16 protein-coding genes are annotated in these 17,549 nt (G+C 36.7%); 9 read left to right on the top strand and 7 right to left on the bottom strand.

Translation table 11 applies throughout. The annotated features are described in order from the left end of the window. Positions 1-168 precede the first annotated feature (168 nt). A complete protein-coding gene (locus ACTJJF_RS02610; protein ID WP_440698585.1) occupies positions 169-2,190 on the bottom strand; it encodes a hypothetical protein in 2,022 nt (673 codons plus the stop codon). A gap of 151 nt (positions 2,191-2,341) precedes the next feature. On the opposite strand from ACTJJF_RS02610, the gene ACTJJF_RS02605 reads away from it, so the two are divergent. After that, positions 2,342-2,956 (top strand): DUF4377 domain-containing protein, encoded by a 615-nt coding sequence (locus ACTJJF_RS02605; RefSeq protein WP_440698584.1) that lies wholly within the window; start codon positions 2,342-2,344, stop codon positions 2,954-2,956. Between the two features lie 196 nt (positions 2,957-3,152). Here the strand turns inward: ACTJJF_RS02605 and ACTJJF_RS02600 are convergent, their stop codons facing one another. Continuing rightward, complete coding sequence (locus ACTJJF_RS02600) at positions 3,153-4,091, bottom strand: SPFH domain-containing protein (RefSeq protein ID WP_065398288.1); 939 nt, start codon at positions 4,089-4,091, stop codon at positions 3,153-3,155. A gap of 198 nt (positions 4,092-4,289) precedes the next feature. Further along, a complete protein-coding gene (locus ACTJJF_RS02595; protein ID WP_312301207.1) occupies positions 4,290-5,645 on the bottom strand; it encodes a deoxyguanosinetriphosphate triphosphohydrolase in 1,356 nt (451 codons plus the stop codon). Positions 5,646-5,933: 288 nt separating this feature from the next. Here ACTJJF_RS02595 and ACTJJF_RS02590 point away from each other — a divergent pair, with 288 nt between their 5' ends. Together ACTJJF_RS02590 and ACTJJF_RS02585 are read left to right on the top strand one after the other, a co-directional pair. Then, the gene (locus ACTJJF_RS02590; RefSeq protein ID WP_440698583.1) at positions 5,934-6,560 is read left to right on the top strand and encodes a class I SAM-dependent methyltransferase; all 627 of its coding nucleotides are present in this window, start codon (positions 5,934-5,936) and stop codon (positions 6,558-6,560) included. A gap of 69 nt (positions 6,561-6,629) precedes the next feature. After that, positions 6,630-7,364, top strand: coding sequence for a DNA-formamidopyrimidine glycosylase family protein (locus tag ACTJJF_RS02585; protein ID WP_440698582.1), 735 nt, complete (start codon positions 6,630-6,632; stop codon positions 7,362-7,364). Between the two features lie 41 nt (positions 7,365-7,405). Here the strand turns inward: ACTJJF_RS02585 and ACTJJF_RS02580 are convergent, their stop codons facing one another. Further along, positions 7,406-8,128 carry a LytR/AlgR family response regulator transcription factor gene (locus ACTJJF_RS02580; protein WP_440699222.1) on the bottom strand — a complete coding sequence of 241 codons (723 nt, stop codon included), beginning with the start codon at positions 8,126-8,128 and terminating at the stop codon, positions 7,406-7,408. Further along, positions 8,128-9,261: a sensor histidine kinase gene (locus ACTJJF_RS02575; protein WP_440698581.1), complete on the bottom strand. Its 1,134-nt coding sequence runs from the start codon at positions 9,259-9,261 to the stop codon at positions 8,128-8,130. Before ACTJJF_RS02575 ends, ACTJJF_RS02580 begins: the two co-directional genes overlap by 1 nt. A gap of 191 nt (positions 9,262-9,452) precedes the next feature. Between ACTJJF_RS02575 and ACTJJF_RS02570 the strand changes: the two genes are divergently transcribed. Continuing rightward, positions 9,453-9,824, top strand: a complete 372-nt coding sequence (locus ACTJJF_RS02570; protein ID WP_440698580.1) for a hypothetical protein — start codon at positions 9,453-9,455, stop codon at positions 9,822-9,824. A gap of 201 nt (positions 9,825-10,025) precedes the next feature. Then, a complete protein-coding gene (locus tag ACTJJF_RS02565; protein WP_440698579.1) occupies positions 10,026-10,682 on the top strand; it encodes a glycosyltransferase family 32 protein in 657 nt (218 codons plus the stop codon). On the opposite strand, the gene ACTJJF_RS02560 is transcribed toward ACTJJF_RS02565, so the two are convergent. Continuing rightward, a complete protein-coding gene (locus tag ACTJJF_RS02560; RefSeq protein WP_312300870.1) occupies positions 10,679-11,014 on the bottom strand; it encodes a DMT family transporter in 336 nt (111 codons plus the stop codon). The two genes, ACTJJF_RS02565 and ACTJJF_RS02560, sit on opposite strands and share 4 nt — an antisense overlap. 948 nt (positions 11,015-11,962) lie before the next feature. Between ACTJJF_RS02560 and ACTJJF_RS02555 the strand changes: the two genes are divergently transcribed. The 4 genes from ACTJJF_RS02555 to ACTJJF_RS02540 all read left to right on the top strand — a co-directional run bounded on the left by ACTJJF_RS02555 (position 11,963) and on the right by ACTJJF_RS02540 (position 14,252). Next, complete coding sequence (locus ACTJJF_RS02555) at positions 11,963-12,682, top strand: AAA family ATPase (RefSeq protein ID WP_440698578.1); 720 nt, start codon at positions 11,963-11,965, stop codon at positions 12,680-12,682. Continuing rightward, the gene (locus tag ACTJJF_RS02550) at positions 12,679-13,428 is read left to right on the top strand and encodes a YggS family pyridoxal phosphate-dependent enzyme (RefSeq protein WP_440698577.1); all 750 of its coding nucleotides are present in this window, start codon (positions 12,679-12,681) and stop codon (positions 13,426-13,428) included. The genes ACTJJF_RS02555 and ACTJJF_RS02550 overlap by 4 nt, the downstream gene beginning before the upstream one ends. Positions 13,429-13,504: 76 nt before the next feature. Continuing rightward, the gene (locus tag ACTJJF_RS02545; protein ID WP_312300879.1) at positions 13,505-13,678 is read left to right on the top strand and encodes a hypothetical protein; all 174 of its coding nucleotides are present in this window, start codon (positions 13,505-13,507) and stop codon (positions 13,676-13,678) included. A gap of 160 nt (positions 13,679-13,838) precedes the next feature. After that, positions 13,839-14,252 (top strand): helix-turn-helix domain-containing protein, encoded by a 414-nt coding sequence (locus ACTJJF_RS02540; protein WP_440698576.1) that lies wholly within the window; start codon positions 13,839-13,841, stop codon positions 14,250-14,252. Positions 14,253-14,509: 257 nt separating this feature from the next. Here ACTJJF_RS02540 and gcvP read toward each other — a convergent pair whose 3' ends face one another. Continuing rightward, positions 14,510-17,368 carry an aminomethyl-transferring glycine dehydrogenase gene (gcvP, locus tag ACTJJF_RS02535; protein WP_312300888.1) on the bottom strand — a complete coding sequence of 953 codons (2,859 nt, stop codon included), beginning with the start codon at positions 17,366-17,368 and terminating at the stop codon, positions 14,510-14,512. Positions 17,369-17,549 lie beyond the last annotated feature (181 nt).

The following is a 17,549-nucleotide window of genomic DNA, read 5'->3' as shown; positions in this document are numbered from 1 at the left end:
TCTTCTTTTTATTTTTTACTGTTTCTTTTATTTATATTTTTCAGATTCTTTATCCATATCCTCCCCAGATTATAAAGGCTTTTTGAAAGCTATTCGGGGTTTCGGCGGCAAAGCCGCCGAAACCCCGAAAACACCGGAAAACAATCTTCAAAATTCAAATCTTATTTTCTACTTAAATTTCTTTTTAAAACTAAACTTAAGCCTATTCATCAATCCCGGTTCTATAATATCAATTCCCAGCCCGAAATTACTGTCAGCCACAATATGGTGATCAGCCCTGAATTTTTCAAACTCATTCTGTGGGATCTCAACATTCACCAAAGGACTTGATTCTATATACACACTGGCTCCGTTTTTAGTAACTTTCTTACGGCTTTTATAATCAAAATAGGGGTTTGCTATTGTACATTCCTGAACAGTATATTTTTCATCTGTATCTATTTTCTGGTCTGTATACAGGTTAATTTCATATTTCTGACTGTCGAAATTATGCCAGAAAGGGATGTCTTTATGCATAAAATCTCTCACATTTTCTTTGACAAGATTCCGGTCAAAATACATCAGAAAACGGTTATTCTGTGGATCTGAATAGTAAGGATTTTCAACAGTGGCTGTATATTGTATCTTAAATTCATTCAGTTTTTTATCATCACTCACAATATCAATTGCCGCATCCCGGAATACATTTCTCAGGTCCGTTCCGTTCCGGTCATTGGAATAATTAAGACAATAAAAAAGGAAACTGTTCCAGCTGTCTATGATCTCTCTTTTGTTGGTGCTTTTAAAATACCGTCTCATGGCATTAGCCCGGTTACCTTTACAGACAGTAGTCAGCTTCAGTTGTCCGGAATTGCCCTGCACATTAAAATCCACTTTCTCATCAATACAGAAGTAGTCATATCTGTAAGGCTTTCTGATCTGCAGTTCCTGATCAGGTTTCACTTCCAGATAATGCATAAAATATGTAAATCCCCTGTTTTCAATCAGCCCGAATTCATCCCGGATGGTAGCATCTATAAAATGTTCTTCACCTTTGTAAATTACTTTTACAACCACATGATTGAAGCTCAGCAGAGACGGCAGATAATATTTAATATAATAATCTGCATTATAGTTTACCAATACCACTGAAGCGTCTACCCCAATATAATCGAGAACTACTTTCATTAAAACAGATTTCGCCTTACAATCCCCCTGCTTGTTTTCGTAAGTAACAGATGGCGCCTGTGGCTTATGCCCGTTCATCTCATCAGCATTAAATACATAATAAATATGATTCTGAACATATTCTATAGCAAACTGAAGTTTTTCATCCAGATCAGTAATTGCATCTAACTGCTCAACAAGATTCGGAGCAAAGCTTTTTAAAGAAGAGGCATTGAAAATTTCCTCATAAAAAGGAACAATATAATTGGAAAGTTCTTTCCATTCAGCCTCTGTAGCAAAATCTACAAAAGGAAAAATTTCACGCCCGGAATCTACAGGATTGACATAATTTTCTTCTTCAATCACAAATCGCTCTCCTTTCTTCAGATAATTAATTTCCGGTTCCAGCACATTTCCTTTTTCATCCCGGAAGAATGTTTTTTTATAGGCTATTGTCTGCTCACGCTCATTAATAAAAGAAAATTTAAAGCTCCCATAGCTCCAGTAATTATCAGGGCTTACCCAAACATACTTTGAGAATTCCTTTCTGAGAAAATCACGGTCTGTAAAAACTTTGATCCTGGAATCCTCTAAAATCAACACATCATACAATCTGAGATCTTTGATCGTAATATTGATTTTTTTATTGCTGCTTAAAACCCCGCCTCCGCTTTGATTCTCACTGTCCAGGACTTTGATTTTCGTATCCGGAATCTTATCAATCAGTACTCCGTCTCTCAAAACACTGATTCTGTGAAGCTGATAAACTTCATTTTCTTCTACGATAATATCCGAAGCAGAGGCCCGTTCAAGATTACCAGGTTCATTCAGCGTGTAAGCCATACAGACATATTCACTGTTTTCAGTATTGCTGGTATAATATTTCTTATCTAAAAAATAGCAGTGATCTCTGCCTTCATCGGTTTGTTTTCTGACAAATTCGGAATCTTTTATTCTATTGATAATTTCCTGATCGTCAATATATCCTGCCCATATTTCAGGTTTCTGAATCCTGTAGTTTTCATTTTGAATTTGATGATCCATATGTAATAAAGAATTATGTGTTTTGATTATGATCATTAAGATTCTCAAAATAAGTGATTAAAAAACTAAAAAGCAATAGCAGAAGTACTACAAATTTTTAAAACTCAATTTCGGCATGGTAATTGCGAGGTATGGTTCAAAAATAAGGTTTATGAAAATGATCGCAACAATTCTAAAAGGGACAGTTCCCGCATTAGCATTATTTGCTATGACACAATGTACAACTACTGCCGGAGCTTCTGCTGCTGATGAAAAAACATTCATCGTAGGACCACAAACTGCAGACTGTACAGGGGTAGCTCCTATGAAATGTCTGCAGGTAAAAGAAACGGCGTCAGGAGACTGGACAAATTTCTATACCAACATTGAAGGGTTTACTTACGAACCGGGATATGAATATGTATTAAAAGTAAAAACAGAAAAAATTGCCAATCCGCCGGCAGACGGTTCTTCTATAAAATATACTTTGGTAAAGCAGGTTTCCAAAACGAAAAAAGATGCTGCCACAGCCAATGAGAAAACACTTATTATAGGTGCACAGACTGTAGACTGCTCAGCAGGTGCAGGCCGTATGAAGTGCATGCAGGTGAAAGAAAAAGAATCTGACAGTTGGCAGAATTTCTACAGCAATATTGAAGGATTCACTTATGAACCCGGATATGAGTATGTATTGAAAGTGAAAACAGAAAAGATCGCCAATCCACCGGCAGATGCATCTTCAATAAAATACACATTGATAGAACAGGTTTCTAAAACAAAGAAATAAAATAGAACGCTTCAGAAATTCTGAAGCGTTTTATTATTTTTAGAAGGCTGGAAGATCGAAGCTGGAAATTATGATCTGATAACAACAATTTTTATCCCTATGTATAAATGTTCATCTAAAAATCAGCTTTAAAACAAATCTCTATCTCAGCCTTCGACTGCAACAACTTCATTCTTCCGGTCTTCATCTTCCTTTCTTAATATCCTGTTGCTTTTTCAGGAGGATCAGGATACTTTCCTTTGGTTGCTTCTCCTACAGTATTGGCTGTTGTCATGGCAACTACCAGATCATTCAGCATACCGCTTGCTGCCGTTGGTGAGTTGGGAAGAAGTACAAGATTACTTCTGTTGCTGGCTCCCACAGAATGTAAAGTATCATAATGCTGGGTTACCACAATAAGTGCAGAAGCTTCATGAGAATTGATATCCACATTATTCAGCATCCTTACAGATTCTTCAAGTCCTTTTGCAATTTCCCTTCTTTGGTCGGCAATCCCCTGCCCCTGTAATTTTTTGGATTCAGCTTCTGCTTTTGCAACGGCTACAATTCTGATTCTCTGGGCTTCAGATTCATATTCTGCAGCCGTTTTTTCTCTTTCCGCCGCATTGATCCTGTTCATGGCATGTTTTACCTGCTCATCCGGATCAATATCGGTTACCAGTGCTTTGATAATATCATATCCGTAGCTGTTCATCGCTTCCTGCAATTCACTTTTCACTGCCACCGCAATATCGTCTTTTCTTACGAACACATCATCGAGCTTCAGTTTCGGAACTTCAGCACGCACTACATCGAATACAAAAGAAGTGATCTGATTTTCCGGATTTTCCAAACGGTAATAGGCATCTCCTACCTGGTTTCTGATCACCTGATACTGTACTGATATTTTCATTTTGATGAATACGTTATCCAGTGTTTTGGTATCAATCATTACATCCAGCTGCTGGATTCTCAGATTAAGTCTTTTGGCAATCTGATCAATGATAGGAAGTTTCAGATGAAGTCCTGAATGCTTTACTGCCTGAAATTTCCCGAAACGCTCGATAATAGCTGCCGTTTCCTGCTTTACCACAAAGAAAGAAGCGAATAGAATGATAAGCCCGAAGATGATAACGGGCGCCAGATAAATTCCCATAGTTCAGTTTTTAGTATTGTTACTGATAAAGATAGAAATAATATTTGAACCTGGGTATTCTGTTTTTTTGCAAGGAAATTGGGGACTGAAAGAAAGAAGTTGTCAAGACATCAATAGCAATTCATCTTCAATATATTGAAACAGGGTATCATATTATTATGAAACCCATAATCACTTCCAATATCCTTTCTAGCCATATTAAACTGTCATTCCGATATCAATTCCTTTGATCTTTCTGTAGAGATCCGTGGCATAGTTATCTGTCATTCCTGAAACAAAATCAATGATCCCAAGAACTTTCTGATAGTCTGTTCCATGATCATATACAAACTGCCTTGGCAAAAGTTTCAATGCTTTTTTATCATAAGACTTTCTTTCTTCCTCAGGTTTAAGAATGGAAGGAATAAAGTGATCCAGCAATTCATACATTACATTGTAACCGGCATTCTCAATTTCTACAACAGCTTTATGATTGTAGATTTTTTCAATGGAAAAAGATTCTATATCCTGCAAAGCATTGTTTTCAGATTTATAAATATCCAGAAGTCCTTTATCCAGGTTTCCTGTCAGGATGGTTTCAAAATTCTGCTTGTAAATCTCCAGAGATTTATTGATCAGGGCATTGATCGCTTTTGCTCTCAGATAAGAGATCTTTTCATTTTCATTGGAGATGGAAGCCAGTTTGCTCTTCACACGCTCAATATCATTGCTTTCAGATTTCACAAGTTCGAAGAAAAGGTTTTCGCAGTCGGAAGTAGATACAATTCCCAACCTGTGGGCATCTTCCATATCAATAATATTATAGCATATATCATCAGCTGCCTCTACCAGCCATACAAACGGATGTCTTTTGAAAATATGAGGTTCTTCGCTTTCAGAAATAAGCTGGGTTCCTTTGGCTATTTCAAGAAATATATCTTTTTCATTCTGGAAAAAACCGAATTTCTTCCTGTGAATGATTCCTTTTTTCTTGGCTATAGCCTCACACGGGTATTTAGCGATACTTGCCAGGGTAGAAAAAGTAAGCTGAATACCTCCTGCATCTTTCCCCTGTTGCTGCTGAGCAAGAACTCTGATCGCATTGGCATTTCCTTCAAAATTCACAAGATCTGCCCACTCTTTTTCATTGAATTTTGATTTCAGATCTTTTTCATTCCTTTCAAAATAGCTTGCAATAGCATCTTCCCCGGAATGTCCGAAAGCGGGATTTCCTACATCATGGCACAAACAAGCTGCAGCAATTACATTTCCTAAATTATATAAATAAAAATTCTTTGAATCTTCAGTAAGTTCATTATTAAATTCCTCAGCAATAAATTCACCGATAATACTTCCCAAGCTTCGTCCCACAGAAGATACTTCCAGGGAATGCGTCAGCCTGTTATGTACAAATACACTTCCCGGAAGAGGAAAAACCTGGGTTTTGTTCTGCAGTCTTCTGAATGCGGAAGAGAAGATAATTCTGTCGAAATCTCTCTGAAAATCAGTTCTTGAAGCTTTGGTATGTGGATTATTTCCTGTACGTTGATTGGTGAAAATCTGGTTTAAATTCATCATTTTTCAAAATTACTCCAAATTTTAATTGTATGGAATAGTATTGAGATTTTTATTAGAGAAGAATCAGGTATTAGGAAGGAAGTTGGAAGAAGGAAGTAATCAAAGTCTGAAAGTATAAATAGCTCTGTCTGATGGTACAATACGTTACCATTATATTTCGTCCTGCTTTTAGTCTGTCTGTTATTCAGAAAATCTATGATTATAAATGCTTTTTCAACATCAGGAAACAGATGAAAATAGTTTACATTTGATAGGATTAAAAAACAGGATTAAATTTTTTTGAAAATGACAGATAATACATGGCTCAACAGATGGGATGAAAGATATAACAGCGAACAGTTTGCCTATGGAACAGAGCCGAATCACTATCTGAAACAGCAGCTGGAAAATATCGCCCCGGGCTCTATCCTGTTTCCTGCCGAAGGTGAAGGACGGAATGCTGTTTTTGCAGCTAAAAAAGGATGGCAAGTTTCTGCTTTTGATATCAGCACGAATGGACAAAAGAAAGCTTTACAGCTTGCCGGACAACATCGGGTAGGTATAGACTACCAGGTAGGAGAACTCTCTGCTTTGAATTATCAGAAAGAACAGTTTGACGCTATTGCGCTTATTTATGCTCATTTCCCTGCTGATATAAAGTCTTCCATACACCAAATGCTCCATCAGTATTTACGCAAAGGCGGTCTTGTTATCTTTGAAGCTTTCAGTAAGAATCATCTTCAATATATTGCCAAAAACGAAAAGGTAGGCGGCCCTAAAGATATTGAATCATTATTCTCCATTGATGAAATCAAAGCTGATTTTCCGAATTATGATATCATAGAACTTATGGAAACTGAAATTGAACTTCATGAGGGTCTGTTTCATAACGGAACCGGTTCTGTCATACGATTTGTCGGAAAGAAAAAATAAGATTGTAAGTAGCATTCCGGCACATGATTTACGGAACGGTATTTGAACTTCTACCGTAAAGAGAAAGCTATGCCTGAAGGTCCATCTATTATTTTAATGAAAGAAAACCTGCAGCCTTTTGTTGGTCAACAGGTAACAGAAGCTTCAGGTAATGCCAAATTCGACAAAGAACCGTTCGCTGGTCAGACCTTGCTTGAGATCCGTACTTTTGGGAAACAGACTTATCTTGTTTTTGAGAATGCTGTAATCAGGATTCATTTATTAATGTTCGGGTCTTACAGTATTGATGAACAGACCAAGCCTGATAAAAGCCTGCGTCTGTCTCTTATTTTCTCACAAGGTGGAATGTACTTCTACACCTGTTCCGTTAAAACTGTTGATCCTGAATTTTTATCTTCTATCGATTGGGAAGCTGATGTCATGAGTGATCAATGGAGTCCTGAAAAAGCCGAAAAGAAGCTCAAATCCAATCCCAAAATGATGGTTTGTGATGCATTGATGAATCAGGATATTTTTTCAGGTGTCGGAAATATTATTAAAAATGAAGTGCTTTTCAGGATTGGAGTGCAACCGGAAAGCTTATTGGGAAATATTCCCGCCAAAAAACGAAAAGAACTTATTGCTGAAGCCAGAAACTACAGTTTTGATTTTCTGAAATGGAAAAGAGAGTTTGTTTTGAAAAAACACTGGCTGGTTCATACCCGATCAATATGCCCGGTTTGTGGACAAAAACTGATCAAAAAACAAACGGGTAAAGGAAAAAGAAGGAGCTTCTATTGTGAAAAAGATCAGAAGCTTTATTAAATGTATGATCCGCTACCCTATTACTCATTATTTATAAGACACTAGTCTGAATTCAGAAGACCTCCGGCAAATTTTGCAAAAAATTCGGTTCTGTAAACTTCTCCAAGAGGAATTTCGGAGTCTTCTATATAGATATTATGATTATCAAATGAATCAATATAATCTCCATTCACAACGTATGATTTACTTACTCTGATGAAATTTTCCCCGGAAATTTTCTGATGAATGGTTTTCAGGTTCATAGCTGTGATCAGCTTCTGCTGACGGGTATGGATGACAACATAGTCTTTAAGCCCTTCTATAAATTTGATATCTGAGAAGCTTATTTTGTAAAATCTTCTTTCAGCTTTAATAAACAAAAAATCTGCTGTATTGGATTCTACTGTATTTTTCACTGTATCTTTGGATAAAAGCCCGGTATACAGCACTGCCTTATCAATGGCTTTTTCCAGTCTCTGAGGATCGATGGGCTTCAGCAGGTAATCTACTGCTTCCAGCTCATAGCTTTTCAAAGCATATTGAGAATAGGCTGTTGTAAAAATAATCAGGGATTTTTTGGGAAGCATTTCTGCAAACTCAAGTCCGGTCACCATTGGCATTTCGATATCAAGAAAAATAAGATCCACTTCATTATCCTTCAAAAATTCAAGTGCAGAGAGTGCATTTGAAAACTCCCCCAGAATATCAATTTTTGCATTCTCTTCGATCAGTGATCTCATTTCAGCCCTTGCTAAAGGTTCATCATCTATTATTATACAATTCATCATACGGGAATTTTTAAGTTGACTATATATTCTTTATCTTCTGACTGTATATTCAGTTCAAAGGTGTTGTTATAGAGCAGCTCCAGCCTTCGGGTAATATTGGCAAGCCCAAGCCCGCTGTTTTTTTTATCCGGAATTATATAGCCGACGCTTCTGGAATTGACACAGACAAAATGAAGCTGTTTGTTTTCAATATGGATCTCTATTTTCACATAAGATTCTTCTCCACTGATATCTACACTATGCTTTACGGCATTTTCAACAAAAGTGGTAAATAAATTCGGAGGAATAAAAGTACTGTTCAGTATTCTTTTATCCAATGGGGCAGCAATATCAAATGAAAAATGATCACGTCTTATCTTTTCAAGGTTTAAAAAATTGGAGAGGAAATCAATTTCTGAGGCCAGTAAAGTTTTTTCTTCACTGTTTTCATACAGCTGATACCTGAGAAATTCGGATAATTTTACAATCACCACCGAAGCTTTTGCGGGATCTGTGCGGATAAGTGCCTTCACATTGTTCAGCATATTAAACAGAAAATGGGGATTGATCTGATTTCTGAGCTCATTCAGTTCCATATTCAGCGTAAGATTGTTCAGTTCGTTAATCTTTTTATTATCGCTAATCCACTTCTGTAAAAGTTTTATGGTTGTCGTAGTAAGGATGATGGGAATACACATCAATACCCCTTCATAGATTCCTCCTTTTTCTCCTTCTTTATGCACTGCTCCTACCTTAAAATCTGCAAAAAAAAGTTTAAAACCGTATCCGATAATATTAAGCCCTACAACTCCCATCAAAACAATAAACACAAGGTAGGTAATGTATTTTGTCTTAAAGAAAAACCGGGGAACCAGTACATAAATATTAATGTATACCATGGCAATCAGTATAGCATATACAAAGAACAGAACATAATATTGATAAATTCCTGAATATCCATGCCAGAATCTGGCACTGTATATTAAAAAGAAAAAGAATATCAGAAACAGCAAATGTCTCCGGAAGGTATACTGCTCTTCTACCAGAAAATCCATCACTGCTGTTTCTTTAAATTTCCAGGAACTGTACTTCATATGCTCAGACAGGGTTTTATCATCAGCAAAAATAGACATTACTTCACGTTGTGGCATAATATTATACAAAACCTCACTTTTATTATACCAATTATGCTTCTTTGATTTTGTATAAAATACCGGGTGTTTGGTATAAAAACAAATTCATGCACTCTTATTCTGTTTTTCTTTGCATTATTTAATCAATGCATATGGAATTAGCAGTCTTTCAGGAATTAACCAGGGAAATAACCTCAGAATGTTTTTTTATGACAGCATCACAGCAAGAAGAAAAAGTAATACAGCTCATCGACCTTCATCATTTTATAGAATGCTTTGATCCGGAAATCAAAGTACTGAGCTACATCCGCCATCCTATTAATATTATAGAACACCACGGAATAAAGAAAGGTATTGTTTTTTATGATCTTAAAAATACTCCTTTTCCGGACTGTAATGATTCTGAAGAATTCAAAAGACGAAACGGACTTTCAGAATTATGGTTTGTATTTGTAGAAGAGACTTTTGTTACAGACACAACTATACATACAGACTGCATTATTGAAAACAGCCTGGATATCTTCTATGACAGGATCTTTTTATTCAATTTCTTCCAGTCATTGATTTATTCATTACACTAAAAGGTCTACGTATTCATTTTCAAACAGATGCCCATCATCATTTGATAAAATTAAATAAATGTTTAATTTTTTAGGATTAAATATTTAACTATCTCCGTAAAATGCGATCTAAATACCGAAGCCACTTTTAGAAAAATAATTTTCACAACAAGTTTTTAATACAATTAAAAACCTGTTTAAGGATATCTATAATAAAAGAATATGGCCATACCCAAACAAATATTTCAGACTTTCAAGACAAAAAAGCTTCCATTGATTACGCAATTTCATATCTGGAACATGAAAAGAAAGAATCCTGAATATCTCTATTTTTTCTATGACGACAACGATATTGAGAAGTTCATCACCGAAGAGTTTCCGCCCAGGTACATAAAAAACTATCATAAACTTACCATCGGTGCAGCCAGAGCTGATTTTTTCAGATATGCCATCCTGTATAAAAAGGGAGGAATCTATCTGGATATCGACAGTACGATAACCAGACCTCTGAGACAACTCATCAATGAAAGCGACCAGGCTGTCATCAGCAGGGAAAGGCATGACAATTTATATGTTCAGTGGGGTCTTATCTTTGCCAAAGGCCATCCGTTTTTAAAGAAAGTACTGGAGCTGATGCTTGATAATATAGAAAATCACCGTTATCCCAATGATGTACATGCCACTACAGGTCCCACCGTATTCAGTGAAGGGATCAGGCAGGCACTACAGGAAGATCCGGATATTTCTTATACTCTTTTTGATGGCATTGAGTTCCGTGGATATTTACAGTTTAAATACAAGCTGGGGAAATTCTTTTTATACAAAAACAGATCCCAACACTGGAAAAAACTCCAGACTACGCAGGATATTATCGCTTAATGGGTACCCATCTTTGAAAAAACATTGATGATAATCACTCCAATCACAATCAGTGCAATTCCGATAATGGCCGGCAGATCCGGAACCTGTCTGAAAGCAATAATCCCGATCATTGTAATAAACACGATGCCTACTCCAGACCAGATGGCATAGGTAATTCCTACCGGAATCTGGCGAAGCGTGAGGCTCAGAAAATAAAATGCGCAGGCATATCCTATTACCGTGATTACTGAAGGCCACAGTTTTGAAAATTCTTCAGATTTCTTCAGAAAAGTAGTTGCTATGATTTCAAATACAATTGCTAAGGCAAGGAAAATATAACTGCGTCCCATAATTCATTCTTTGTACAAAAATACTAAAAGCATTCCAGTACTTTAAGACTACTGTCAGATTCAAATGACCTTATCTGTCACCCTATTCCACTTTTTGACAGAAAAAAGAGTGGGCACTGTCATAAAACCGATAATGTGACAAAAGTGTTTATTAAAAAAATTAAGTCGAAAAATAAATTTTCTTAACATAAAAACGACTTCCCTCAGATCAATTTTAGATCGGGAAAGTTCGTTACACATAGGTATTATGCTGAGCATTATTTATTTTTTGTTTTATCAACTCTAATATATAAGCTACGAAAGGCTTACCATTTTCTCATAATTTTACAGACAGAACAATAAATATATCAATAAATTCACAATAATACATTAACTTATTGTAAACAAAAAATCATACAAAAATTAAATAATCAACACATAACACACTGATATACATCATGGTATTTTACTTTGGCACGTGATTTGAAAGCTGTAATATTGCAATTGAAAGATTGATAAAAAAAAGTCAAATAATTAAAAATAAAACAAAATGGTAACTTACATCGGTATTGCAACATGTGTGATTGTATTCGCTTCATATTTTACAACAGCAAGAAGAGAAAGAAACTAATTCTTAAAATAAATAAGCCTATAGCAAAACTATACTAATTATATTGTTTTATGTTTTTGCTCTGAGAAATCAGACCTGCTCTTTTACTCACAGGGTAAAAGGGCCCAAAAACATAACAAGAAGATCTTAGTTTCATAACAAATTTTAATATCCAAATGAGTAAAGCCGGGCAATAGTCTGGCTTTACTTTTTTATTAGAACGCAGTCTTTCACAGATGTAAGCAAATTCTCTATCTATCTGTTTTCTCTTTCTGGCCTACCTCTTTATTCTCATTCAGGATATATTACAGCATACAATAAAGCTTTATCTTTGTTTATTCAAGAATCATCCAATCATCATGAATTTATACAACCTTATTATTCAGGATAAAGAACCGGTTAACCTGAATGAAGTATTTCTCGATAAAGATAACAGAGATCAGCTGATACAGCTTATCAAAGAACACACTTATATCAAGGAACTTCAGGAATATGGTCTTCCGGTCAACAATAAGATCCTGCTGCAGGGAAGTTCGGGCTGCGGAAAGACAATGACTGCAAAAGCCGTTGCCAATACCTTAGGAAAAAACATCATTATTCTGAACCTGAGCAATATTGTTTCATCCAGGATCGGGGAAACTTCCCAGAATATTAAAATGATCTTTGATAAGGCTGCAAGAGAGCGGTCTGTACTTTTTCTTGACGAGCTGGATCAGATCGGAAAAGCAAGGGGAAGCGATGATAAAGATGTAGGAGAAATGCGAAGACTGGTCAACACCCTTATTCAGCTGATCGATTATTATCCTGAAAATGCCCTGTTACTCTGTGCTACCAATCATCCTGAAATCATAGATACTGCTTTATTGAGACGTTTTCAGCTGAAGATCAATTATAAAATGCCTTCTGATGAATTTCTTGACACCTTCTATGATCAATTGCTAAACCGGTTTCCTGAGGATATGAGAACAATCGAAAGAAAATATTCTGTTTCGTTTGCAGAAGCAAAGGATCATGCTTTAACGGCTGTAAAGGCTGCTTTGATCAAAAAACTGGAATCCAGACCAATTATTCAGTCATGAAAGAAGATATTCTCCACAATCTGACGATCATCAATGACCGGATAAAAACTGCCTGTGAAAGATCCGGAAGAGACCCGGGAGAGGTAAAACTATTGCTTGCCACCAAAACTGTTTCTGCGGAACGGATCAAAACAGCTTTAGAACACAGGCAAACTTTAATTGCTGAAAATAAAGTTCAGGAGCTGAAGGAGAAATACGAAGCTCTAAAAGATATGCCTCATGAAAATCACTTTATCGGACACCTGCAGACCAACAAAGTGAAAGATATCCTTAAATATGATGTGACCTGCGTTCAGTCTCTTGACCGGATGGATCTGGCTGAAAAATTACATCAGAGACTTTCTGCCGAAAAGAAAACGATTGAAGTTTTAATCCAGGTGAACACTTCAAATGAAGAAAGTAAATTCGGTATTGCTCCCGGTGATGCTGCCGAATTCATACGGAAAGTTTCAACATTTCCGACATTAAAAATAAAAGGATTAATGACCATCGGCCTTTTCAGTGCAGAAACAGAAAAGGTCCGGAAATGCTTTAAAGTACTGAAAAACCTGCAACAGGAAATGATCCGGGAAAACATTCCCCATGTTGAAATGACCGAACTTTCTATGGGGATGAGCGGCGATCTGGAAACCGCCATTGAAGAGGGTGCTACCATTGTACGGGTGGGAACTGCTGTTTTTGGAGCAAGAATCTATCCGGATAGTTATTATTGGGATGAAGGAAAAAACAATATTGAAAAATTGTAAAACACCATATTTTTTAGTCTACAAACTCGGTATAGTTTTTGATGATAAAACTTTAGTAACCAAACAAATACATTGTATGATTAAAAAATTACTCCTGGGCTGTCTGCTGATGACAGTATTATTCTTTTATTCATGTGAAAAAGAAAACACACAGATGAAAAGTGGAATCTCCATTGAAACGATTTCAATGATAACCGTTCTTACGATGGGTGTAGCCATATTAGTTGCCTACAGCTATAAAAGAAGATAACAGAAATAAAATAAGAATTACAAATCACTTCTCAGTTTTGGGAAGTGTTTTTGTTTTCATCAAAAAGAATTTGGCCAAATTTTCAGCCCCACATCTTAATATCCACTACAATTTTCTATCTTTACTCATCATAAACCTTCAAATAAGCTTAAAACCACAAATGGAACAAAAGATACATCAGGGAAGAAACGTAAAAAGATTCAGAGAAATGCTGGGCATCAAACAGGAAGCTCTGGCACTGGATTTAGGTGATGACTGGAACCAGAAGAAAGTCTCATTATTGGAACAGAAAGAAACGATTGAAGATCCACTTCTTCAAAAAATCTCTGAAGTTTTAAAAATTCCTGTGGAAGCATTTCAAAATTTTGATGAAGAACATGCTGTAAATATTATCGCTAATACTTTTTCTTTAGATAATGGTTCAATATTCAATGCACATAATACTAATCCTGTATTCAATCCTGTAGAAACCATTCTTAAAATACATGAAGAGAAAATCGCACTTTACGAAAGAATGCTGAAGGAAAAGGATGATATGATGACCAGACTTGAAGAATTAATCAAAACGAAATAGAACAATCATCGCTGCTTTGAGATTGCTTCGCTACGCTCGCAATGACAACGGCCGTACAAGTCTCGCAATTTGCTGAAAAAACACATCGTTTAAGCTTTGCTGAGTGGAACGCCTTTGCGAACGTTATAATCAGTTAGTAGTCCAAATCTTTGCGAATTTTGTGTTAAAGAGATTGCTTCGCTTTGCTCGCAAGACTATAAAAACAAAAATCCCTCTCATTACTGAAAGGGATTTCTTATTGTTAAAAAAACTTTTAATTACATATAAGCTTCAATCGGCTCACAGGTACATACTAAGTTTCTGTCTCCGTAAGCTTCGTCTACTCTTGATACAGAAGCGAAGAATTTGTGGTCTCTTACCCACTCTAACGGATAAGCAGCTTTTTCTCTGCTGTATGGTTTATCCCAAGAATCAGAGATTACCAATTGTTCTGTGTGAGGAGCGTTTTTCAATACGTTGTTTGCCGGATCAGCTTCTCCGTTTGCAATTTCATCGATTTCTTTTTTGATAGAGATTAATGCTTCAGCAAAACGATCAATTTCAGCCTTGCTTTCAGATTCTGTAGGCTCAATCATCAGTGTTCCTGCAACAGGGAAAGAAACGGTAGGAGCATGGAAACCATAATCCATCAATCTCTTCGCAACGTCAGCCACCTCAATTCCTAAAGATTTGAACTGACGGAAATCTACGATACATTCGTGCGCTACTCTTCCGTTTTCGTTTGAATATAAGATTGGGAAGTGTTCTGCTAAGATTTCCTTAAGGTAGTTAGCATTCATAATAGCATGTCCTGTAGCCTTTTTAAGACCATCCGTTCCTAACATTTTAATGTAAGCGTAAGAAATGTTTAAGATCAATCCTGAACCGTAAGGTGCAGCAGAAATACCGTCAATAGCTTCTTTAGCTCCGATTCTGATGTTTGCGTTAGAAGGAAGGAAAGGTACTAAGTGCTTAGCAACACAGATAGGACCTACTCCAGGACCTCCACCTCCGTGAGGAATGGCGAAAGTTTTGTGAAGGTTAAGGTGGCAAACGTCAGCTCCGATGTTTCCAGGACTTGTAAATCCTACCTGAGCGTTCATATTGGCACCGTCCATATATACCTGTCCTCCGTGCTCGTGGATAAGGTTGGTAATTTCTTTAATGTTAGCATCAAAGAATCCGTAAGTAGAAGGATAAGTGATCATTACAGCAGATAAGTTCTCTGAATGAAGTTCTGTTTTAGCTTTAAGATCTTCGAAATCAATTTCTCCGTTCTCAAGGTTTTTCACAACTACAATCTTCATTCCTGCCATTGCAGCAGAAGCTGGGTTTGTTCCGTGTGCAGACTGAGGAATCAATACCACGTTTCTGTGGTGGTCTCCTCTTGAAATATGGTATTCTCTGATCACCATCAAACCTGCATATTCACCCTGAGCACCTGAGTTTGGCTGTAAAGAAGTTCCTGCAAAACCAGTGATTGTTGCCAGATCTTTTTCAAGCTCTGCAATCATCTGCTGATATCCTCCAGCCTGATCTACCGGTACGAATGGGTGTACACTACCCCAATCTGCCCATGAAAGCGGTAACATTTCCGTAGCAGCATTCAGTTTCATCGTACAAGATCCTAAAGAGATCATTGAATGCGTCAATGATAAGTCTTTTCTCTCAAGACGTTTGATGTAACGCATCAATTCTGTTTCCGTGTGGTATTTGTTGAATACTGATTCTGTAAGAATTTCGTCTTTTCTCAGGTTTTCTTCCGGAATGCTGTATCCTTCTTTGATTTCCAGTTTGAAAGTCTGCTTGTCTTTGAACTGAGCAAAAGAAGCCATCAGATAATTTAGTTTCTCCAATGTTGTGCTTTCGTTGATCGCAACACTTACTACCCCTTCTGTAAAGTAGTTAAGGTTAAGTCTGTGATCCTGCATCATTCTCATCAATCTTCCTTTCTCTTCTTCAGACATTGTCATTTTCACGGTATCGAAGATCGGCTCTTCTACAACCTGATATCCTAAAGCTTTAAGACCTCCTTTCAAAGCGTTTGCTTTAAAGTGGATCTGATCAGCGATATAATTTAATCCTTTTGGACCGTGATAAACAGCATACATTCCGGCCATTACCGCTAAAAGAACCTGAGCTGTACAGATATTGGAAGTAGCTTTCTCTCTCTTGATGTGCTGTTCTCTTGTCTGTAAGGCCATTCTCAATGCACGTTTTCCGTACATATCCTGAGAAACCCCGATGATTCTTCCCGGAATATCTCTCTTATAATCTTCTTTACAAGCGAAGAATGCAGCGTGAGGACCTCCATATCCTAATGGAATACCGAATCTCTGTGAAGTTCCCACAGCACAGTCAGCACCCATCTCAGCAGGAGATTTAAGCTTTACCAATGCCATTGGATCACACGCAACAGCTACCTGAAGATCCAGTTTTTTATATTCTACGATATCTTCAGTATAATCTAAAACGATTCCGTTTTTACCAGGATATTGTAATAAAATACCATAATAAGAACCATCAAACTGATGTGTTTTATGATCACCTATTACGATCTCAATTTCTAATCCTTCCGCTTTTGTTTTCAGTACAGAAACTGTCTGAGGAAGGACAAGGTCAGAAATAAAGAACTTATTAGCTCCTGCTTTTTTCTGGTCTTTAGATCTGTTGTTGAAGAACATATGCATTGCTTCAGCCGCAGCAGTAGATTCATCCAGCAAAGATGCATTAGCCAGTGCAAAACCTGTAAGATCGCATACTACAGTCTGGAAATTAAGAAGAGCTTCAAGTCTTCCCTGTGCAATTTCTGCCTGATACGGTGTATATGCCGTATACCAGCTAGGGTTTTCAAAGATATTCCTTTGGATGGCTGAAGGTAAAAGTGTATTGTGGTACCCGAAACCGATATAGCTTGTATAATCTGTATTCTTTGACGCCAATTCTTTTGAATGGTTCAGCATTTCGTATTCCGAAAGTGGTTCTGAGATCTCAAGATCTTTTTCTAAACGGATAGAAGAAGGAATGGTCTGAGAAATTAACTCTTCAATACTAGAAACGCCAAGTTTTTCCAACATCGCCTGTTTATCGGCTTCATTAAGGGAAATGTGACGGCTCACAAACTGTTCTGTATTCATTTTTATTTATTAGATTTTGTTTGTAAAAAGATGGGTAAAATTACAATTTTTTACAGGATTGTACAAGAGCCTGAAACCGGCGATAATTCACTAAACTCCCGACTCCGTTTTATAAAATTATCTTTTAACAGACTTCCTGAGAAGTTTATTTTATTTTAAACAAATTTTATAATGATTCAAT

This window comes from Chryseobacterium sp. 22458 (assembly GCF_052044975.1).
Classification (GTDB): domain Bacteria; phylum Bacteroidota; class Bacteroidia; order Flavobacteriales; family Weeksellaceae; genus Chryseobacterium.
Note: the sequence above shows the minus strand (reverse complement) of the source record. Positions and strands in the feature narration are given on the sequence as shown.

Bases quoted from the DNA above. Each gene is read 5' to 3' on its own strand.
- ACTJJF_RS02610 (WP_440698585.1), bottom strand. From the start codon at position 2,190: ATGGATCATCAAATTCAAAATGAAAACTACAGGATTCAGAAACCTGAA.
- ACTJJF_RS02605 (WP_440698584.1), top strand. From the start codon at position 2,342: ATGAAAATGATCGCAACAATTCTAAAAGGGACAGTTCCCGCATTAGCA.
- ACTJJF_RS02600 (WP_065398288.1), bottom strand. From the start codon at position 4,091: ATGGGAATTTATCTGGCGCCCGTTATCATCTTCGGGCTTATCATTCTA.
- ACTJJF_RS02595 (WP_312301207.1), bottom strand. From the start codon at position 5,645: ATGAATTTAAACCAGATTTTCACCAATCAACGTACAGGAAATAATCCA.
- ACTJJF_RS02590 (WP_440698583.1), top strand. From the start codon at position 5,934: ATGACAGATAATACATGGCTCAACAGATGGGATGAAAGATATAACAGC.
- ACTJJF_RS02585 (WP_440698582.1), top strand. From the start codon at position 6,630: ATGCCTGAAGGTCCATCTATTATTTTAATGAAAGAAAACCTGCAGCCT.
- ACTJJF_RS02580 (WP_440699222.1), bottom strand. From the start codon at position 8,128: ATGAATTGTATAATAATAGATGATGAACCTTTAGCAAGGGCTGAAATG.
- ACTJJF_RS02575 (WP_440698581.1), bottom strand. From the start codon at position 9,261: ATGCCACAACGTGAAGTAATGTCTATTTTTGCTGATGATAAAACCCTG.
- ACTJJF_RS02570 (WP_440698580.1), top strand. From the start codon at position 9,453: ATGACAGCATCACAGCAAGAAGAAAAAGTAATACAGCTCATCGACCTT.
- ACTJJF_RS02565 (WP_440698579.1), top strand. From the start codon at position 10,026: ATGGCCATACCCAAACAAATATTTCAGACTTTCAAGACAAAAAAGCTT.
- ACTJJF_RS02560 (WP_312300870.1), bottom strand. From the start codon at position 11,014: ATGGGACGCAGTTATATTTTCCTTGCCTTAGCAATTGTATTTGAAATC.
- ACTJJF_RS02555 (WP_440698578.1), top strand. From the start codon at position 11,963: ATGAATTTATACAACCTTATTATTCAGGATAAAGAACCGGTTAACCTG.
- ACTJJF_RS02550 (WP_440698577.1), top strand. From the start codon at position 12,679: ATGAAAGAAGATATTCTCCACAATCTGACGATCATCAATGACCGGATA.
- ACTJJF_RS02545 (WP_312300879.1), top strand. From the start codon at position 13,505: ATGATTAAAAAATTACTCCTGGGCTGTCTGCTGATGACAGTATTATTC.
- ACTJJF_RS02540 (WP_440698576.1), top strand. From the start codon at position 13,839: ATGGAACAAAAGATACATCAGGGAAGAAACGTAAAAAGATTCAGAGAA.
- gcvP (WP_312300888.1), bottom strand. From the start codon at position 17,368: ATGAATACAGAACAGTTTGTGAGCCGTCACATTTCCCTTAATGAAGCC.